This is a genomic window from Stenotrophomonas sp. Steno-Z1 (assembly GCF_056393175.1).
Genome location: NZ_JBWJPB010000001.1, coordinates 647264 through 663128, shown reverse-complemented (window position 1 = coordinate 663128; position 15865 = coordinate 647264). Strand labels below are relative to the sequence as shown.

Sequence of the window (15865 nt, the reverse complement as noted above, 5' to 3'; positions counted from 1 at the left end):
GTGTCCCGATGAAGTTCAGTTCACTCACCCTGCGTACGTTCACCACCCTGCACACCTGGGTCGGCCTGGTCGCCGGCTTCGCGTTGTTCGTGGCGTTCTATGCCGGTGCGATCACCGTCTTCCACCACGACCTGCCGCTGTGGCAATCGCCGCACGCGATGGAGCGGCCGGCACAGACCCTGGAGGATGCGCAGCGGCTGCTGGACGGCGTGCTGGAACGGCACCCGGAGGCCCGCAGGCACATCGGCATGACCTTCCCCGGCGCCGAAACGCCGCAATCGGTGGCGTACTGGCAGGACGCCAGGGGCACCTGGCTGTTCGCCTGGGCCGACCAGTACGACGGCAGCCCCACCGCGCCCCAGGCCGGGTTGGCCGAACTGGTCAACGAACTGCATTACACCCTGGGCCTGCCGGTGGCCGGGATCTACCTGATGGGCGTGGTCAGCCTGCTGTACGGACTGGCGCTGCTGTCCGGGCTGGTGATCCACCTGCCCAAGCTGCTGGGCGACCTGTTCGCGCTGCGGCCCGGCCGCAACCTCAAGCAGATGTGGCAGGACGCGCACAACGTGATCGGCGTGCTGAGCCTGCCCTTCCACCTGTTGTTCGCGGTGACCGGCGCGCTGCTGTGCCTGGTGTTCCTGCAGATGGCCGCGCTCAATCCGCTGATCTACGACGGCAAGCTGCTGGCCGCACTGCCTGCGGCGATGGACACCGCCCCGATCCGCGCCGCCGCCGGCCAACCGGTGCGCCCAGGCAGCCTGGCGATGCTGCATGCGCGGGCGATCGCGGTGGCCAACGACCAGGGCCAGGCGCGTTTCGAGCCGGCCTACCTGAAACTGGCCAATGCCGGCGATGCCAATGCCGTGATCGAGATCACCGGCGATGGCGGCGTCTCGCTGGGGCCGCTGGGTGCGGTGGCCATGGATGCCAATACCGGGCAGGTGCTGCACACCCAGCTGCCGGGCCGGCGCGATGCCAACCACGCCACCCTCGCCGCGGCCTATGCACTGCATTTCGGCGAGTACGGCAACGGGCTGGTGCCCTGGCTGTACTTCGCGCTGGGGCTGGGCGGCGCGTTCCTGTTCTACTCGGGCAACCTGCTGTGGATCGAGTCGCGGCGCAAGCGTCGCCAGCAGGAGCAGGGACGCGCGCAGGTCAACATGGCGCGGGCTACCGTGGGGGTCTGCATCGGCCTGTGCGTGGCGGTGTCGGCGGCCTTCGTCAGCGTGCAGTTGCTGGAGCACCTCGCCCCGGCCCAAGCCGACGCCGGCATGCGCTGGACCTGTTTCCTGGTCTGGGGCGGCTGCGCCCTGTGGGCCGCGCTGCGTGCGCCGTGGCAGGCTGCACGCGAGCTGCTGTGGGCGGCGGCGATCGTCACCGCGCTGATCCCGCTGGTGCATGGGGGGATGAGCGGGCTATGGCTGTGGACCAGCGCGCAGCGCGGCTACTGGCCGCTGTTCTGGGTGGATGGGGTCGCCCTGGCGATGGCGATCGGGTTCGCGGCGATGGCACGGGCCAGCAGCCGGCGCGCACTGCATGGCGAGCCGAACAGCGTGTGGTCGCGTCCGCGCCCCGGCAATGCCTTGTCCTGACAGGGCTTCAGAAACCTTCAGGCGTTCTTCCAGCACTTCAGCCGTGCCCATGGCCTAGTCGGGTTCCACCTCGAGGAGCCTGACCATGCACACCCGTCCCCACCGCTGCGCCGCCCTGATCCTGTCATTGGCCGCCTGCCTGCCGCTGCCCGGCCGGGCAGCCCCCGCCACGCCCGACCCGGCCCGACTAGCCGCGCTGGAGGCGGCGATCGCCGGCAAGGACATCCAGGACGTCACCAGCGTGCTGCTGATGGTGGACGGACAGGTCGCCTACGAGCACTACTTCAACGGCGCCGGCCCCGAAACCCTGCATGACGTGCGCTCGGCCAGTAAAAGCGTCACCGCGATGCTGGTGGGCGCGGCCATCGGCGATGGCCACCTGCCCGGGGTGAAGGCCCGCGTCTACGACTACTTCCCCGCGTTCACCGCCACCCACCCGGTCGACCCGCGCCTGCGCGCCACCACCCTCGAGGACCTGCTCACCATGAGCAGCCTGTGGGAGTGCGATGACGAGAATGCGTTCTCGGCCGGCAACGAAGAGCGCATGTACGTCACCGAACGCTGGCTGGACTTCGCCCTGGCGCTGCCGGTGAAGGGATTCGCGCCGTGGATGACGCGCCCGCAGGACAGCCCGCATGGCCGCGCCCATGCCTACTGCACCGCCAATGCGTTCGTGCTCGGCGCGGTGCTGGAGCGCGCCACCAGGATGCCCCTGGCCGACTACGCCGCACAGGCGCTGGAGCGCCCGCTGGGGATCCGCGCCAGTCATTGGAACCGCTCCCCGGAAGGCATCGGCATGGGCGGTGGCGGCACGCGCTACCGCAGCCGCGACCTGGCGCGCCTGGGTGAGCTGGTGTTGGCCGACGGCCGCTGGCAGGGCAAGGCACTGCTTCCGCCCGGCTACGTGGCGGCGATGGTCAGCGCGCAGGCCCGCGCCGGGGATGGCAGCGACTACGGGTACCAGTGGTGGGGCCTGAAGCTGCCGGTGGACGGTCGCGAAACCACGGTGTGGGCGATGTCCGGCAATGGCGGCAACTACGTGTTCGTGATCCCGGCGCGGAAGCTGGTGGCCGTGGTCACCAGCCGTGCGTACAACCGCAACTACGCCCATCCGCAGTCGCGGCGGATCCTCACCGAGTTCCTGTTGCCGGCCCTGCACTGAGCCCGTCGAGATCGTCTGGCCGCCAGGCGGCGGCCAGCACCCGCGCCCGCTGCGCGGCCACGTCGGTCTCGATGCGGGCCAACAGCGGCGTCCACCCCGGCGCAGCGTGCAGCGCAGTGAACAAGGGCGTTGCCCGCAACCAGGCGGCGTCGCGGAAACCGGCGTCCACGGCGCGCTGCAGGTCGTCCACGGCCGCATCGGCATCGCCCTGGGCCTGGTGCAACAGGGCGCGCTCGATGGCGGCGTCCGCCCAGCCATCGCCGGCCTCGCCCTGCAGCGCCGCCAGCCGCCCGGCCACCCAGTCGGGGGTCGCCGGCGCGTTGCCATACAGGCCCGCAAGGGTCTGCCCCAGCGTCTGCTGCGGACGCAGTTGCCGGCTTCGTTCGAACGCCTGCGCCGCCCCCGCCACATCCCCCTGCAGCAACCGCAGCTCGCCCTGCAGGCGGTACAACTGCGGGTGCGGGGTGCCGCGGGCCAGCGCCTGCTGCAGCGCCTCGTCTGCCCTGCCCGCCTCGCCCCTGAGGAGCAGGCTGCGCGGCCAGGCGATGTTGGCGAACACATTGTCGGGAAACAACTGGAAGCTGCGTTCGTGGCGATGTGCCGCAGCGTCGGTGAAACCGAGCAGTTCCAGTTCACGCGCGACCTGCACCTCACGGAAGCGCACGCGCTCGGGGGCGCGCAACGCCAGGTTGGCCTGCAGCGCCTGCACCAGCTGGCCCTGTTCCTGCTGCAGGTACGCCAACGAGGCGCGCGTGCGCTCATCGTCCGGGTCCAACGCGACTGCGTGCTGGTAATCGGCCATCGCGCGCGGCATCGATCCGAGGCAGTCATGGGCGTACCCCCGCGCGGCGAATGCGGCCGCATCGTCGGGTGCGGCACGCAGTACCCGGTCCGCTTCGAGCAATGCCTGCTGCGCCTGCTCGGCGGGGCCATTGAACAGGCAGGTATCGGCCGCGAGCGCACGCGCCAGCCCGCGTCGCGCGGCGGGCAGGTCCGGGTCGATCTGCAGGGCTTGCCGATACAGCGCGATGGCGCGCGTGTTGTTGCTGGCCTGGCCGATCCCGGCGTAGTGGTCGGCACGCTGCAGCAGCGGCTCCGCCGGCGAGCGCGGGCCGGCGCTGGGCCAGGCCATGACCGCCGTGACCACGGCCGCGACGGCGGCACTGGCGGCCGCGCCGGCGGCCCACCAGCGCCTGCGCGGGCCCGGATGGCCCGCTACGACGCGCGCGACCGGCTGCAACGGCGCGCACAACTGGTAGCCGCGGCCACGCACCGAGCGGACGTAGCGCGGCTGGCGGCTGTCATCGCCGAGCGCCTGGCGGAGCAGCTTCACCCGTTGGCTGATGGCGTCTTCGCCGACCACCGCCGGGGCCCAGACCTGCTCGGCGAGGGTATCGAAGGTCGCCACGTCGGTGCCGTGGGCCAGCAGGCAATCGAGCAGCCGCCAACTGAGGCCGCTGACCGGCAACAGCGCATCGCCACGCCGCACCTCCTGCGCGGTGCGGTCGATGTCCAGGTCCAGCAGGCGCACGGTTTCCATGCGGCCAAGCATAGGGCACCGCCGACCCGCCACACAGGTGCCGTGGGTGTCCCGACAGGCAGCGTGCCATCGCTCACCGCGCGCTGGCGGCGGCGGGCGTAACGTACTGGTTTCCCTTGCACTGCGCACGACCATGACCGACCTGCACATCGACCGCCTCGACCACCTGGTTCTCACTGTCGCCGACATCGACGCCACGGCTGATTTCTACCAGCGGGTGCTGGGCATGCAGGTGGAGACCTTCGGTGCCGGGCGCACCGCGCTGCGATTCGGCCTGCAGAAGATCAACCTGCATGCTGCGGGGCGGGAATTCGAGCCGAAGGCGCTGAATCCCACGCCGGGGTCGGCGGACCTGTGCCTGGTCACCTACGCGACCATGGAGGAGATCCTGGCCCACCTGCGCGCGCAGGGCGTGGCGATCGAGGACGGCCCGGTGCAGCGCACGGGCGCTACCGGCCCGATCCTGTCGGTGTACTTCCGCGACCCCGACGCCAACCTGATCGAGGTCTCGCACTACCTGGATTAAGGCTGGAACGGCCTGGCCATCGCGCGCAGCAGACTGCCCTCGGCATCGTCGCCGGTGAGCTCCCAGGTGAACACGCCCCGCAGCGCGGACGCCTTGGCAAACTCGGCGCGCACGCCAATCGAGGCGGGGTCTTCATAGCTGATGAAAATCCGCTCGGCCGCGTTGTACAGCCACGGCGCCTGCGCCACCGGGTGCCAATGCCGCTGCCAGCCGGGCTGGTCGAGGAAGTCGCTGCGGATGCGTCGCCAGTCGCCGGCATCGAACGGAGCGCCGTAGGGTTGGTACAGGCCATCGGCCGCGTCGGTGGTGACACGGAAACCGCGCCCGTAGAACGGCACGCCGAGCACCAGCTTGTCGGCTGGCACGCCGTGCTGCCGGTAGTACTGCACCGCGCCGGCGACGTTGTTCCAGCGCCGCTGCGCGGGGTCCAGCGGATCGGCAGGCACCTCGCGCAGCGGCGCGTTGAAGGTGGACACGCTGGAGAAGCCGGTGCCCATGTCGTAGCTCATCAGGTTGATGAAATCGAGCGTGCGGCCCAGTTCCTCCAGCGCATAGCTGCGCGCCGGATCGTAGGGGCCATCGGTCTGCACGCGGCCGGCCGGAAGCGCGGCGGTCAGCAGCAGGTGGGCGTGGCGCGCCTTGCCGACCACGTCCAACTGACGGCGGAACTCCTGCACCAGCAGGGTCATGTTGCGGCGGTCCTGCGGGCGGTCGGTGATCCCGGTCGGGCCGCCGTACACCGGGAATTCCCAGTCGATGTCCACGCCATCGAAACTGCCGCGGTGCTGCTCGAAGAACAGCGTCACGCAGGAGGCCACGAAGCGTTGGCGACGCTCGGCGGTGAGCGCGGCATCGGAGAAGCCGCCGGCATTCCAGCCGCCGATCGAGATCAGCGTGTGCAGGCGCGGGTGCGTGCGCTTGAGCGCAGCCAGTGCCTGGAAGTGCCCGGCGGCCTGCGCATCCACGACGCAGCGCCCGTCGTCGATCGTGGCGAACGCGTAGAACAGGTGGGTCAGGGTGTCGGCGGGGATGCTGGCCACCGGGTAGCGCTCGGCCGAGCCACCCGGGTAGTAGGCGCCGATCACCCTGGGCAACGGTTCGGCGGCGGCCGCGACCCGCGGCATGAGGCCGGCCATCAACACGGCAAGCACGGTCACGACAGGACGGAACATGGCCTCTCCTCGTTCAACGACAAGGCCACGTTAGCAGCTGGATCGATGCGCGACGACCGTCGCGCGCGCCTTTGGGCACCCTGTCCTGCCGTTCCGTCCAGCGGACACCCCCGCCCCTCCCGCAGGCGACATCGCCGCGTCCAGGGACGCCATCCCGAGTCATGCGTCGTGTCTGGCGATGTCCGCTTGCGACGCCGCTGACGGCGCCTGCAACGCGGTAAGGTAAGCGCAGTTCTTCCTGCCCAGCGCACATGACCGATCCGCATCACACACACGACATCGCCCCGGACAGCGACGCCCTCGCGGCCCTCGAAGCGCGCGCGTACGCCGCCTTCGACCAGGGCCAGCTGCAGCAGGCCAGCGCGCTGTTCGGCGAGCTGGCCGGGCACGCCCCGCACGTCGGCTACCTGCATTACATGCGCGGCCTGGCGCACAAGTACCTGCGCGATTGGCCGGCCTCGCTGCAGCACAACCTGCACGCGCAGGCGCTGCAGCCGCAGCTGGATGAGGGCGCGGCCTGGAACGCCGGCATCGCCGCCACCGCGCTCGGCGACTGGGCCGAGGCGCGCCGGCAGTGGGCGCACTGCGGCATTACCCTTCCCGAGGGCGATGGCCCGGTGGAACGCGACTTCGGGATGATCGGCGTCCGGCTCAACCCGTGGGGCGACGGCGAGACGGTGTTCGCCCGCCGCATCGATGTGGTGCGTGCACGCCTGTTGAACGTCCCACTGCCCGAATCCGGCCATCGCCTGTTCGACATCGTGCTGCACGATGGGGCCAAGACCGGCGAGCGCGCGCTCGATGACGGCGTGGTGCCGGTGTTCAACGCGCTGCAGATCCTCGAGCGCTCGGATCACCGCACGTTCGTGGCGTTCATCCGCTGCCCGTCGGCCGACGACCTCGATACGCTGCAGGCGGCAGACCTGCCTGGCATCGGTTACGTGGAGGACTGGACCGCCTCGATCGTCCCGCTGTGCCTGCGTTGCAGCTACGGCGTTGGCCACGTGCACGGGGATGGCGACAGTGCGCACGAGGACGATGCAGCCAGCAACGATGATTGGCAGATCGAACGCACGCTCGGCATCGGTGCACAGGGCAAGGCCGCGGTGGAGCGACTGCTCGCCGACTGGGTTGCCGCCGGGCCGGGGCGCGGCGTGGATGCGATCGAGTGCCCGGCCTGTGAGGAAACCGCGCCGGAAGACGGCACGGTGTGGTGGCGCGACGTTACCGACGGCCAGGACGAGGACGAGGACGAGGACGCAGGCGCGGACGACGCCGGCGCATAGCAGGCCAGGCGCCGGCAACCACGCACAAAAAAAGCGGGCCGAAGCCCGCTTTTTTATTCGAAAGCGTGAGGGCCCAGGGCCCCCAGCTACCGGATGATCAGCGTGCGCCGATTACTCGGCAACAGCGCCTTCGCCTTCTTCGACGGCCTTCATGGACAGGCGGATACGGCCCTGCTTGTCCACTTCCAGCACCTTGACCTTGACCACGTCGCCTTCCTTCAGCTTGTCGCCGACCTTCTCGACGCGCTCGCTGGAGATCTGCGAGACGTGGACCAGACCGTCCTTGCCCGGCAGGATCGTGACGAACGCACCGAAGTCCATGATCTTGGCGACCTTGCCTTCGTAGATGCGGCCCGGCTCGACGTCCGAGGTGATCTGCTCGATGCGGGCCTTGGCCGCCTGCGCGGCGATGGCGTTGACCGAGGCGATGACGATGGTGCCGTCATCCTGGATGTCGATCTGGGTGCCGGTTTCCTTGGTGATGGCCTGGATGGTGGAACCACCCTTGCCGATCACTTCGCGGATCTTGTCCGGGTGGATCTTGATGGTCAGCAGGCGCGGCGCGTAGTCCGACAGCTCTTCGCGCGGGGCGGTCAGGCCGTGGGCCATTTCACCCAGGATGTGCAGACGGCCAGCCTTGGCCTGCTGCAGTGCCTGCTTCATGATCTCTTCGGTGATGCCTTCGATCTTGATGTCCATCTGCAGGGCGGAGATGCCCTCAGCGGTACCGGCGACCTTGAAGTCCATGTCGCCCAGGTGATCTTCGTCACCCAGGATGTCGGACAGGACGACGAAGCGCTCGCCTTCCTTGACCAGGCCCATGGCGATACCCGCCACCGGCGACTTGACCGGTACGCCGGCGTCCATCAGGGCCAGCGACGAACCGCAGACCGAGGCCATCGACGAGGAGCCGTTGGATTCGGTGATTTCCGAGACCACGCGGATGGTGTACGGGAAGGCTTCCAGCGACGGCATCACTGCCAGCACGCCGCGCTTGGCGAGGCGGCCGTGGCCGATTTCGCGACGCTTCGGGCCCATCATGCGGCCGGTCTCGCCCACCGAGTAGGGCGGGAAGTTGTAATGGAACAGGAAGTTGTCCTTGTACTCACCGGACACGGCGTCGATCACCTGACCATCGCGGGCGGTGCCCAGGGTGATGGTCACGATGGCCTGCGTTTCACCGCGGGTGAACAGCGAGGAACCGTGGGTACGCGGCAGGATGCCGGTCTTCACGGCGATCGGGCGGACGGTGTCCAGCGCACGGCCGTCGATGCGGACCTTGGTGTCCAGCACCGAGTTGCGCATGGTGCTGTATTCCAGCTCGCCGAATTCCTTCGACAGCTCGGCCGGGTTCCAGCCTTCGGCGGCCACGCGGCCAGCCAGCGACTCGACCACGTCCTTCTTGATCGCCGAGATGGCGTCACGGCGCTGCAGCTTGTCGCGCACCTGGAAGGCTTCGCCCAGGCGCGGGCCGATGGCTTCCTGCAGGGCGCTGATCAGCGCTTCGTTCTTGGCCGGGGCTTCCCAGGTGGACGGCTTGGTGCCGGCTTCCACGGTCAGCTCGTTGATCGCGTTGATGACCTTCTGCATTTCGCGGTGACCGAAGGTCACGGCGCCCAGCATCACGTCTTCGGACAGCAGCGCGGCTTCGGATTCCACCATCAGCACGGCGTTGGCGGTACCGGCCACGACCAGTTCCAGCTCCGAATCCTTCAGTTCGGTCACGGTCGGGTTGAGGATGTACTCACCGTTCTTGTAACCCACCTTGGCGGCGGCGATCGGACCCTTGAACGGGGTACCGGCCAGCGACAGCGCGGCCGAGGCACCGATCAGGGCAGCGATGTCACCATCGATATCCGGGTTCAGCGACATCACCGTGGCGATGATCTGCACTTCGTTCTTGTAGTCTTCCGGGAACAGCGGACGGATCGGGCGATCGATCAGGCGCGAAATCAGCGTCTCTTTTTCGGTCGCGCGGCCTTCGCGCTTGAAGAAGCCACCCGGGATACGGCCACCGGCGTAGAACTTCTCCTGGTAGTCACAGGTCAGGGGGAAGAAGTCCTGGCCCTCACGCGCGCTCTTGGCAGCCACGGCGGAGACCAGCAGCACGGTGTCGTCGAACTTGACGATGACGGCGCCACCGGCCTGACGGGCGATTTCGCCGGTTTCAAGCGTGACGGTGTGCTTGCCGTACTGGAAGGTTTTGGTGATTTTTGCCACGGGGGATGTCCTTGGGATGATGCTTTCTTCGAATGGACCGCGGGCGACCCTTGCCGCCGACGGGTGACCGGTTGTCCGGCCCAGGCGTTTGATGCGGTACGACCAAAACAAAACCGCGGCGCATTCCTGCGCCGCGGTGGGGGTTCGTGCTTAGCGACGCAGGCCGAGCTTTTCGATCAGGGCCTTGTAACGCGGAGCGTCTTTCTTCTTCAGGTAGTCGAGCAGGCTGCGGCGGCGGTTGACCATCTGCAGCAGACCGCGGCGGCTGTGGTGATCCTTCTTGTGGGTCTTGAAGTGGCCGGTCAGCAGTTCGATGCGGGCGGTCAGCAGGGCGACCTGGACTTCCGGGGAGCCGGTGTCAGCCGCGCTGCGCTTGTTGTCTTCAATGACCTTCTGGGTGTCGATCGACATTTCTATTTTCTCTTGGATGCGTGGCCCGCAGAAACGTCCCATTGACGTACCGCGCGACTCGCCGTGAACGAAAGGATGAACCCGCAGAACGCGGGGAGCCTGAAAAGGCCGCGAAATTGTAACGGTAGCGGCCGTCCGGGACAAGGACCGATGCCCCGGACAGCGGAGGCGCGGTCAGAAGTTGAAGCGGCGTTGCGGGGCCAGCAGGCCGGTCTCGTCAACCTGCCCCAGCCCCTGGATGGCCCCGTCCGGACCATAGACCGCGACCACGCCCTGCGCCCAGTCAGCATTGCGCAGGCGCTGGCCCACGCAGAAGCGGCGTGCCTGTTCATCATCCAGGGTGACCCGCGGATAGTCCGCCAGGCCCGCGCCCAGCGGCAGCAGCAGGGCCTCCATGCCGGCCTCGTCACCCTGGTCGGCCAGGGCGCGCAGAGTGTCCAGGGTCACCATCGGGGCGTCGCGGAACGGGTCCACCCACAACCGGCGCAGCCCGGCGATATGCGCACCGCACCCCAGGGTCTCGCCCAGGTCGCGGGCCAGGCTGCGGATGTACGTGCCTGAACCGCAGGTCACGCGCAGGCTCAGGCGACCCGGCTGCTGGTCCAGCACCTCGATGGCATGCACGTGCACCTCGCGCTCGGGCGCCTCGATGACGTCCCCGCGTCGGGCCTTCACATACAGCGGTTCGCCGCCCTGCTTCAGCGCGGAGTAGATCGGTGCGCGCTGCAGGATGCGCCCCTTCAACGGCGCCAACGCCGCCTCCAGCTCGGCCGCGCTGATGGCCGGGACCGGGCGCTCGCGCAGCACCGTGCCGTCCGAATCGTCGGTGTCGGTGGTCTGCCCCAGCACCACCTCGGCGTCATATGCCTTGGCCGAGCCCAGCAGCAGCCCGGCGATCTTGGTCGCCTCGCCGAAGCACAGGGGCAGCAGGCCGGTGGCGAGGGGGTCCAGGCTGCCGGTATGGCCGCCCTTCTCGGCGCGGTAAAGCCGCCGGGCGATCTGCAGCGCGGCGTTGGAGCTCATGCCGGTCGGCTTGTCGAGCAGCAGGATGCCGTCCAGGCGACGGAAATTGATTCGGGATGCCATGCCATGATTTCGATCGGCGCCATGTGGCGCTGCCGGCGTTCCCGGCGTTCGGCGATGCGGTCGCTTGTGGACCCGGGCATCGCCCCATAAGACAACAGCCCTTGCGGGCTGTTGGTCCATCAATCGGCGTTCTTTTCGCTCTCGTCCGCGTCGCCGTCCCCGCCCTCGTCGGCCTGGCGGCTTTTCTCGGCCGCCACCGTATCGGGCAGGTCGCGCAGGATGTTGTCGATGCGCTCGCCGCGGTCCACCGAATCATCGTAGTGGAAGTGCAACTCGGGCACGTGGCGCAGCTTCATCGCCCGCGCCAGTTCCATGCGCAGGCCCCAGGCCAGTTCCTTCAGGCCCTTCATGGCTTCCACCGAACGCTCGGGCATCAGTGCCGTGACGAAGATCTTGGCATGGGCCATGTCACGGGTGATTTCCACGTCGGAGACGCTCACCGAAGGCAAGCCGTGTTCACGCACCGCGTTGTGCACGAGCGTTCCCAGTTCACGGCGGATCTGGGCGGAAACACGGTCGGTTCGATGGAAGGTCTTTGGCACGGTAGGCAGACTCGTCTTGAAAGGTGATGCGGATAAGCGGAAAGAGCCGGACCGCGCGGGGCGGTCCGGCCTGGAACATTACAGCGTGCGCGGCACTTCGATACGCTCGAAGCACTCGATCTGGTCGCCCGGCTTGACGTCGTTGTAGGCCTTCACGCCGATACCGCATTCGGTACCGTTGCGGACCTCCTCGACGTTCTCCTTGAAGCGACGCAGCGATTCCAGCTCGCCTTCGAACACCACCACGCTGTCGCGCAGGACGCGGATCGGCTTGCTGCGCTTGACCGTACCTTCGATGATCATGCAGCCAGCGACCGCACCGAACTTCGAGCTGCGGAACACGTCGCGAACCTGCGCGATACCGATGATCTCTTCGCGGATTTCCACGCCGAGCAGACCGGACGCCACCTGCTTCACCTGGTCGATCACGTCATAGATGATCGAGAAGTAACGCAGGTCCACGCCGTTGGATTCAATGATGCGACGGGCCGAGGCATCCGCACGCACGTTGAAGCCGATCACGGTGGCCTTGGAGGCAACCGCCGAATTGGCGTCCGACTCGGTGATGCCGCCCACGCCGGAGTGGATCACGTTGATGCGGATGTCTTCGTTGGACAGCGCGACCAGGGCCTGGCTCAGTGCCTGCACCGAACCCTGCACGTCGGCCTTGATCACCAGGTTCAGCACCTGCTGGCCATCGCCCTTGCCCAGGGTCGCCATGATGTCTTCCATGCGGCTGCCGGCCGACTGCACCAGGCGCGATTCGCGGCGCTTGGTTTCGCGCTGCTGCGCGACGTCCTTGGCCAGGCGCTCGTCTTCCACCACCACGAAGTCATCGCCGGCATCCGGCACGCCGGACAGACCCAGCACCTGCACCGGAATCGACGGGCCAGCCTGGTCGGGCTGCTTGCCGGTTTCGTCGAACAGGGCGCGCACGCGGCCGTACTGGATGCCGCAGACCAGGTAATCGCCCTTCTTCAGCGAACCCTGCTGCACCAGCACGGTGGCGATCGGGCCACGGCCCTTGTCCAGCGAGGATTCGATGACCACGCCGCTGGCGCGGCCGTCGGCCACGGCCTTCAGTTCGAGCAGTTCGGCCTGGATGGAAATCGCATCCAGCAGGTCGTCGATGCCCAGACCAGCCTTGGCCGAGATCTCGACCATCTGGGTGTCGCCACCGAAGTCTTCGGACACGACCTGCTCGGTGAGCAGTTCGTTCTTGACCCGCATCGGATCGGCGCCGGACTTGTCGATCTTGTTGATCGCCACGATCAGCGGCACACCCGCCGAACGGGCGTGCTGGATGGCTTCCTTGGTCTGCGGCATGACGCCGTCATCGGCTGCCACCACCAGCACCACGATGTCGGTCAGCTTGGCACCGCGGGCACGCATGGACGTAAACGCCGCGTGGCCCGGGGTATCCAGGAAGCTGATCACGCCCTTCGGCGTTTCAACGTGGTACGCACCGATGTGCTGGGTGATGCCACCGGCTTCGCCCGTGGCGACCTTGGTGCGGCGGATGTAATCCAGCAGCGAGGTCTTGCCGTGGTCGACGTGGCCCATGATGGTGACCACCGGCGGACGTGCCACCGGCTCGCCCTGGTTGCCACCGGCCAGCGCCAGCAGCGCGTCTTCGGCGTCGTTGGTGTTGGCACGGATCACGTTGTGGCCGAGTTCTTCGGTCACCAGCGCGGCGGTGTCGTGGTCGATGGTCTGGGTAATGGTCGCCATGACGCCCATCTTGAACAGCGCCTTGACCACATCGCCGCCCTTGACGGCCAGCTTCTGGGCCAGATCGGCGACGGTGATGGTGTCGCCGATGGTGACGTCACGCACGATCGGTGCGACCGGACGTTCGAAGCCATGGGCACCACCGCCACTGCGCGACTGGTTGCTGTCACGGCGGCTGCCGTGCTGCACGCGTCCGGTCGGACGACCGCGCGAGTTGCTGTTGTTGCCGCGACGGGCGCGATCGGCGGCCGACAGGTGCAGCTGACCGGCGAAGCGGTTGCCACCCTCGTCGTCGCGCTTGGCGCCCGGACGGTTGTTGTTGTTGTTCGCGCTGCGGTCATCCGAACGCGGCGCCGGACGGGCCGACGACGGCGCCGGCGGACGCGCGGCACGGGCCGGGGCGTCTGCGGCAGCGGCCGGCTTGGCGGCGACCGGGGCCGGCGGCGCATTGCGGGCGGCTTCGGCGGCGGCCTCGGCAGCCTTGCGCTCGGCTTCGGCACGCTCCTTGGCGTCTACCTCTTCCTGGCGCTTGCGTGCGATTTCCTCGTCACGCGCACGGTCCTTCTCGGCCAATGCGCGCTGCTCGTCCAGATTGCGCTGGCGGGATTCCTCCAGCTTGCGCAGGATGTCGGCGCGCTCCTCATCCGCGGTCATCGGCTTGCCGCTGGCGTCCTTCATGTAGGTACGCTTCTGGCGCACTTCCACGTTGACGGTGGTCTTGCTGCGGCCGGCGCTGACGGTCACTTCCTGCAACTTGCGACGGTTGAGGGTGATCTTCTTGGCGGCCTCGTCGGTGCTCTCGGCGGGCTGCTCGGTCTTGCCGTGCGAGCGACGGAGGAAGCCCAGGAGCTTCACCTTCTCGGTACTGGTCACGACCTGGTCGGGACCGCTGAACTTCATGCCGGCTTCGGCAAGTTGTACGAGCAGTTTATCGACCGGCGTATTGACCAGTTCGGCAAGCTTGCGGATGGTGGTTTGCTGCGACATTCGGATCCTATGATCTGGTTGGCGCTCCCTCGAAACGTGCGAAGGCAGCGCGGAGTCTAAGCCCTGAGCGGGTCAGGGCACTGTTCATCGCTGGCTCATTCGCCGCGCTCCAGGCGGGCGATCTCCTCGGCTCGGGCGGCAAGGATCAGGGCGGCGGCGCGCTCCTGGTCCATGTCCTCGATGCCGAACTCGAGGATCTCGTCGGCGGCCAGGTCCGACAGGTCCTCACTGGTACGCACGCCATGACCGGCCAGGGCGTAGGCAGTTGCCTCGTCCATGCCTTCCAGGGCGAGCAGGTCTTCCGACGGCGAGCCGTCTTCCAGACCTTCTTCCACCGCCAGCGCTTCGTTGAGCAGCGCATCGCGGGCACGGGCACGCAGCTCTTCGACGATGTCTTCGTCGAAGCCTTCCACGGCCAGCAGTTCGCCGACCGGGACGTAGGCGATTTCTTCCACGGTGTTGAAGCCTTCGGTCACCAGGATGGCAGCGATTTCTTCATCCACTTCCAGCTTGTCCATGAACAGCTGGCGGGCCACGCCCTGCTCTGCCTCGGACTTGGCGGTCACCTGGTCCTGGGTCATCACATTGAGCTGCCAACCGGTAAGGCGGCTGGCCAGGCGCACATTCTGGCCGCCTTTGCCGATCGCCTGGGCCAGGCGCTCTTCAGCGACGGCCAGGTCCATGGAGTGCTTTTCCTCGTCGACGATGATCGACTGCACTTCTGCAGGCGCCATGGCGTTGATGACGAAGTTGGCGGGGTTTTCGTTCCACAGCACGATGTCCACGCGCTCGCCATTGAGCTCGTTGGACACGGCCTGCACGCGCGAACCGCGCATACCGATGCAGGCACCGATCGGATCGGTACGCGCGTCGTGGGCCAGCACGGCGATCTTGGCGCGGTCGCCGGGATCACGTGCGCAGGCCTTGATCTCGACCAGGCCCTGGCCGACTTCCGGCACTTCGAGCTTGAACAGTTCGATCATGAATTCCGGGGCGGCGCGGCTGATGAACAGCTGCGGGCCACGCGGTTCCGAACGGACTTCGGCCAGGTAACCGCGGACGCGGTCGCCGGCGCGCAGGACATCGCGCGGGATGCCCTTGTCCTTCGGGATGAAGGCTTCGGCGTTGCCGCCGAGGTCGACATAGATGTTGCCGCGCTCGGCACGCTTGACCACGCCGGTGACCAGTTCGCCGACGCGATCCTTCCACGCGTCGACCACCTGCTGGCGCTCGGCCTCGCGCACGCGCTGGACGATGACCTGCTTGGCGGCCTGGGCGGCGATGCGGCCGAAGTCCGGGTTTTCGATCTGTTCTTCGATGTAGTCGCCGACTTCCACGCCTTCGGCTTCGTCGATGGCATCCATCAGACGGATCTGGCGGTCGGGCGATTCCATCACCACGTCATCGGCCACCACTTCCCAGCGGCGGAAGGTTTCGTAGTTGCCGTCCTTGTGGTCGATCGACACACGGGCCAGCACTTCTTCATCGGGGTAGCGCTTCTTCGCGGCCGACGCCAGTGCTGCCTCGATGGCCTCGAAGATCACTTCACGCGGAACGCCCTTTTCATTGGCGACCGCATCCACTACCAGCAAAAGTTCCTTGCTCATTGG

The 15865-nt window shown here is 67.7% G+C and carries 12 protein-coding genes; 4 read left to right on the top strand and 8 right to left on the bottom strand.

Annotated features, from left to right (window positions below):
* Positions 1-8: 8 nt before the first annotated feature.
* Both AC06FD_RS02755 and AC06FD_RS02750 read left to right on the top strand, forming a co-directional pair.
* Positions 9-1592 carry a PepSY-associated TM helix domain-containing protein gene (locus AC06FD_RS02755; protein ID WP_478076924.1) on the top strand — a complete coding sequence of 528 codons (1584 nt, stop codon included), beginning with the start codon at positions 9-11 and terminating at the stop codon, positions 1590-1592.
* Positions 1593-1677: 85 nt separating this feature from the next.
* Positions 1678-2754: a serine hydrolase domain-containing protein gene (locus tag AC06FD_RS02750; RefSeq protein WP_259205427.1), complete on the top strand. Its 1077-nt coding sequence runs from the start codon at positions 1678-1680 to the stop codon at positions 2752-2754.
* Here the strand turns inward: AC06FD_RS02750 and AC06FD_RS02745 are convergent.
* On the bottom strand, positions 2723-4294 hold the full coding sequence (locus AC06FD_RS02745) for a winged helix-turn-helix domain-containing protein (RefSeq protein ID WP_478076923.1): 1572 nt from the start codon (positions 4292-4294) through the stop codon (positions 2723-2725). The two genes, AC06FD_RS02750 and AC06FD_RS02745, sit on opposite strands and share 32 nt — an antisense overlap.
* A 142-nt stretch (positions 4295-4436) precedes the next feature.
* On the opposite strand from AC06FD_RS02745, the gene AC06FD_RS02740 reads away from it, so the two are divergent.
* Positions 4437-4820 (top strand): VOC family protein, encoded by a 384-nt coding sequence (locus tag AC06FD_RS02740; protein ID WP_478077359.1) that lies wholly within the window; start codon positions 4437-4439, stop codon positions 4818-4820.
* On the opposite strand, the gene AC06FD_RS02735 is transcribed toward AC06FD_RS02740, so the two are convergent.
* On the bottom strand, positions 4817-5992 hold the full coding sequence (locus AC06FD_RS02735; RefSeq protein WP_478076922.1) for a glycoside hydrolase family 18 protein: 1176 nt from the start codon (positions 5990-5992) through the stop codon (positions 4817-4819). The genes AC06FD_RS02740 and AC06FD_RS02735 overlap by 4 nt on opposite strands.
* A 251-nt stretch (positions 5993-6243) precedes the next feature.
* Between AC06FD_RS02735 and AC06FD_RS02730 the strand changes: the two genes are divergently transcribed.
* Positions 6244-7278, top strand: coding sequence for a tetratricopeptide repeat protein (locus tag AC06FD_RS02730; protein ID WP_478076921.1), 1035 nt, complete (start codon positions 6244-6246; stop codon positions 7276-7278).
* Between the two features lie 111 nt (positions 7279-7389).
* On the opposite strand, the gene pnp is transcribed toward AC06FD_RS02730, so the two are convergent.
* The 6 genes from pnp to nusA all read right to left on the bottom strand — a co-directional run bounded on the left by pnp (position 7390) and on the right by nusA (position 15862).
* Complete coding sequence (pnp, locus tag AC06FD_RS02725; RefSeq protein ID WP_259205453.1) at positions 7390-9498, bottom strand: polyribonucleotide nucleotidyltransferase; 2109 nt, start codon at positions 9496-9498, stop codon at positions 7390-7392.
* A gap of 150 nt (positions 9499-9648) precedes the next feature.
* Positions 9649-9909 carry a 30S ribosomal protein S15 gene (gene rpsO, locus AC06FD_RS02720; RefSeq protein ID WP_038687260.1) on the bottom strand — a complete coding sequence of 87 codons (261 nt, stop codon included), beginning with the start codon at positions 9907-9909 and terminating at the stop codon, positions 9649-9651.
* Between the two features lie 174 nt (positions 9910-10083).
* The gene (gene truB / locus AC06FD_RS02715; RefSeq protein ID WP_478076920.1) at positions 10084-10995 is read right to left on the bottom strand and encodes a tRNA pseudouridine(55) synthase TruB; all 912 of its coding nucleotides are present in this window, start codon (positions 10993-10995) and stop codon (positions 10084-10086) included.
* Between the two features lie 119 nt (positions 10996-11114).
* Positions 11115-11537 (bottom strand): 30S ribosome-binding factor RbfA, encoded by a 423-nt coding sequence (gene rbfA / locus AC06FD_RS02710; RefSeq protein WP_259205468.1) that lies wholly within the window; start codon positions 11535-11537, stop codon positions 11115-11117.
* Between the two features lie 78 nt (positions 11538-11615).
* The gene (infB, locus tag AC06FD_RS02705; protein ID WP_259205476.1) at positions 11616-14255 is read right to left on the bottom strand and encodes a translation initiation factor IF-2; all 2640 of its coding nucleotides are present in this window, start codon (positions 14253-14255) and stop codon (positions 11616-11618) included.
* A 95-nt stretch (positions 14256-14350) separates the two neighbouring features.
* Positions 14351-15862 (bottom strand): transcription termination factor NusA, encoded by a 1512-nt coding sequence (nusA, locus tag AC06FD_RS02700; RefSeq protein ID WP_259205483.1) that lies wholly within the window; start codon positions 15860-15862, stop codon positions 14351-14353.
* Positions 15863-15865: the final 3 nt, after the last annotated feature.

What these genes read in the sequence shown, in the direction of transcription:
- AC06FD_RS02755 (WP_478076924.1), top strand. Translation starts at nt 9, where the DNA reads ATGAAGTTCAGTTCACTCACCCTGCGTACGTTCACCACCCTGCACACC.
- AC06FD_RS02750 (WP_259205427.1), top strand. Translation starts at nt 1,678, where the DNA reads ATGCACACCCGTCCCCACCGCTGCGCCGCCCTGATCCTGTCATTGGCC.
- AC06FD_RS02745 (WP_478076923.1), bottom strand. Translation starts at nt 4,294, where the DNA reads ATGGAAACCGTGCGCCTGCTGGACCTGGACATCGACCGCACCGCGCAG.
- AC06FD_RS02735 (WP_478076922.1), bottom strand. Translation starts at nt 5,992, where the DNA reads ATGTTCCGTCCTGTCGTGACCGTGCTTGCCGTGTTGATGGCCGGCCTC.
- AC06FD_RS02730 (WP_478076921.1), top strand. Translation starts at nt 6,244, where the DNA reads ATGACCGATCCGCATCACACACACGACATCGCCCCGGACAGCGACGCC.
- rpsO (WP_038687260.1), bottom strand. Translation starts at nt 9,909, where the DNA reads ATGTCGATCGACACCCAGAAGGTCATTGAAGACAACAAGCGCAGCGCG.
- truB (WP_478076920.1), bottom strand. Translation starts at nt 10,995, where the DNA reads ATGGCATCCCGAATCAATTTCCGTCGCCTGGACGGCATCCTGCTGCTC.
- infB (WP_259205476.1), bottom strand. Translation starts at nt 14,255, where the DNA reads ATGTCGCAGCAAACCACCATCCGCAAGCTTGCCGAACTGGTCAATACG.
- nusA (WP_259205483.1), bottom strand. Translation starts at nt 15,862, where the DNA reads ATGAGCAAGGAACTTTTGCTGGTAGTGGATGCGGTCGCCAATGAAAAG.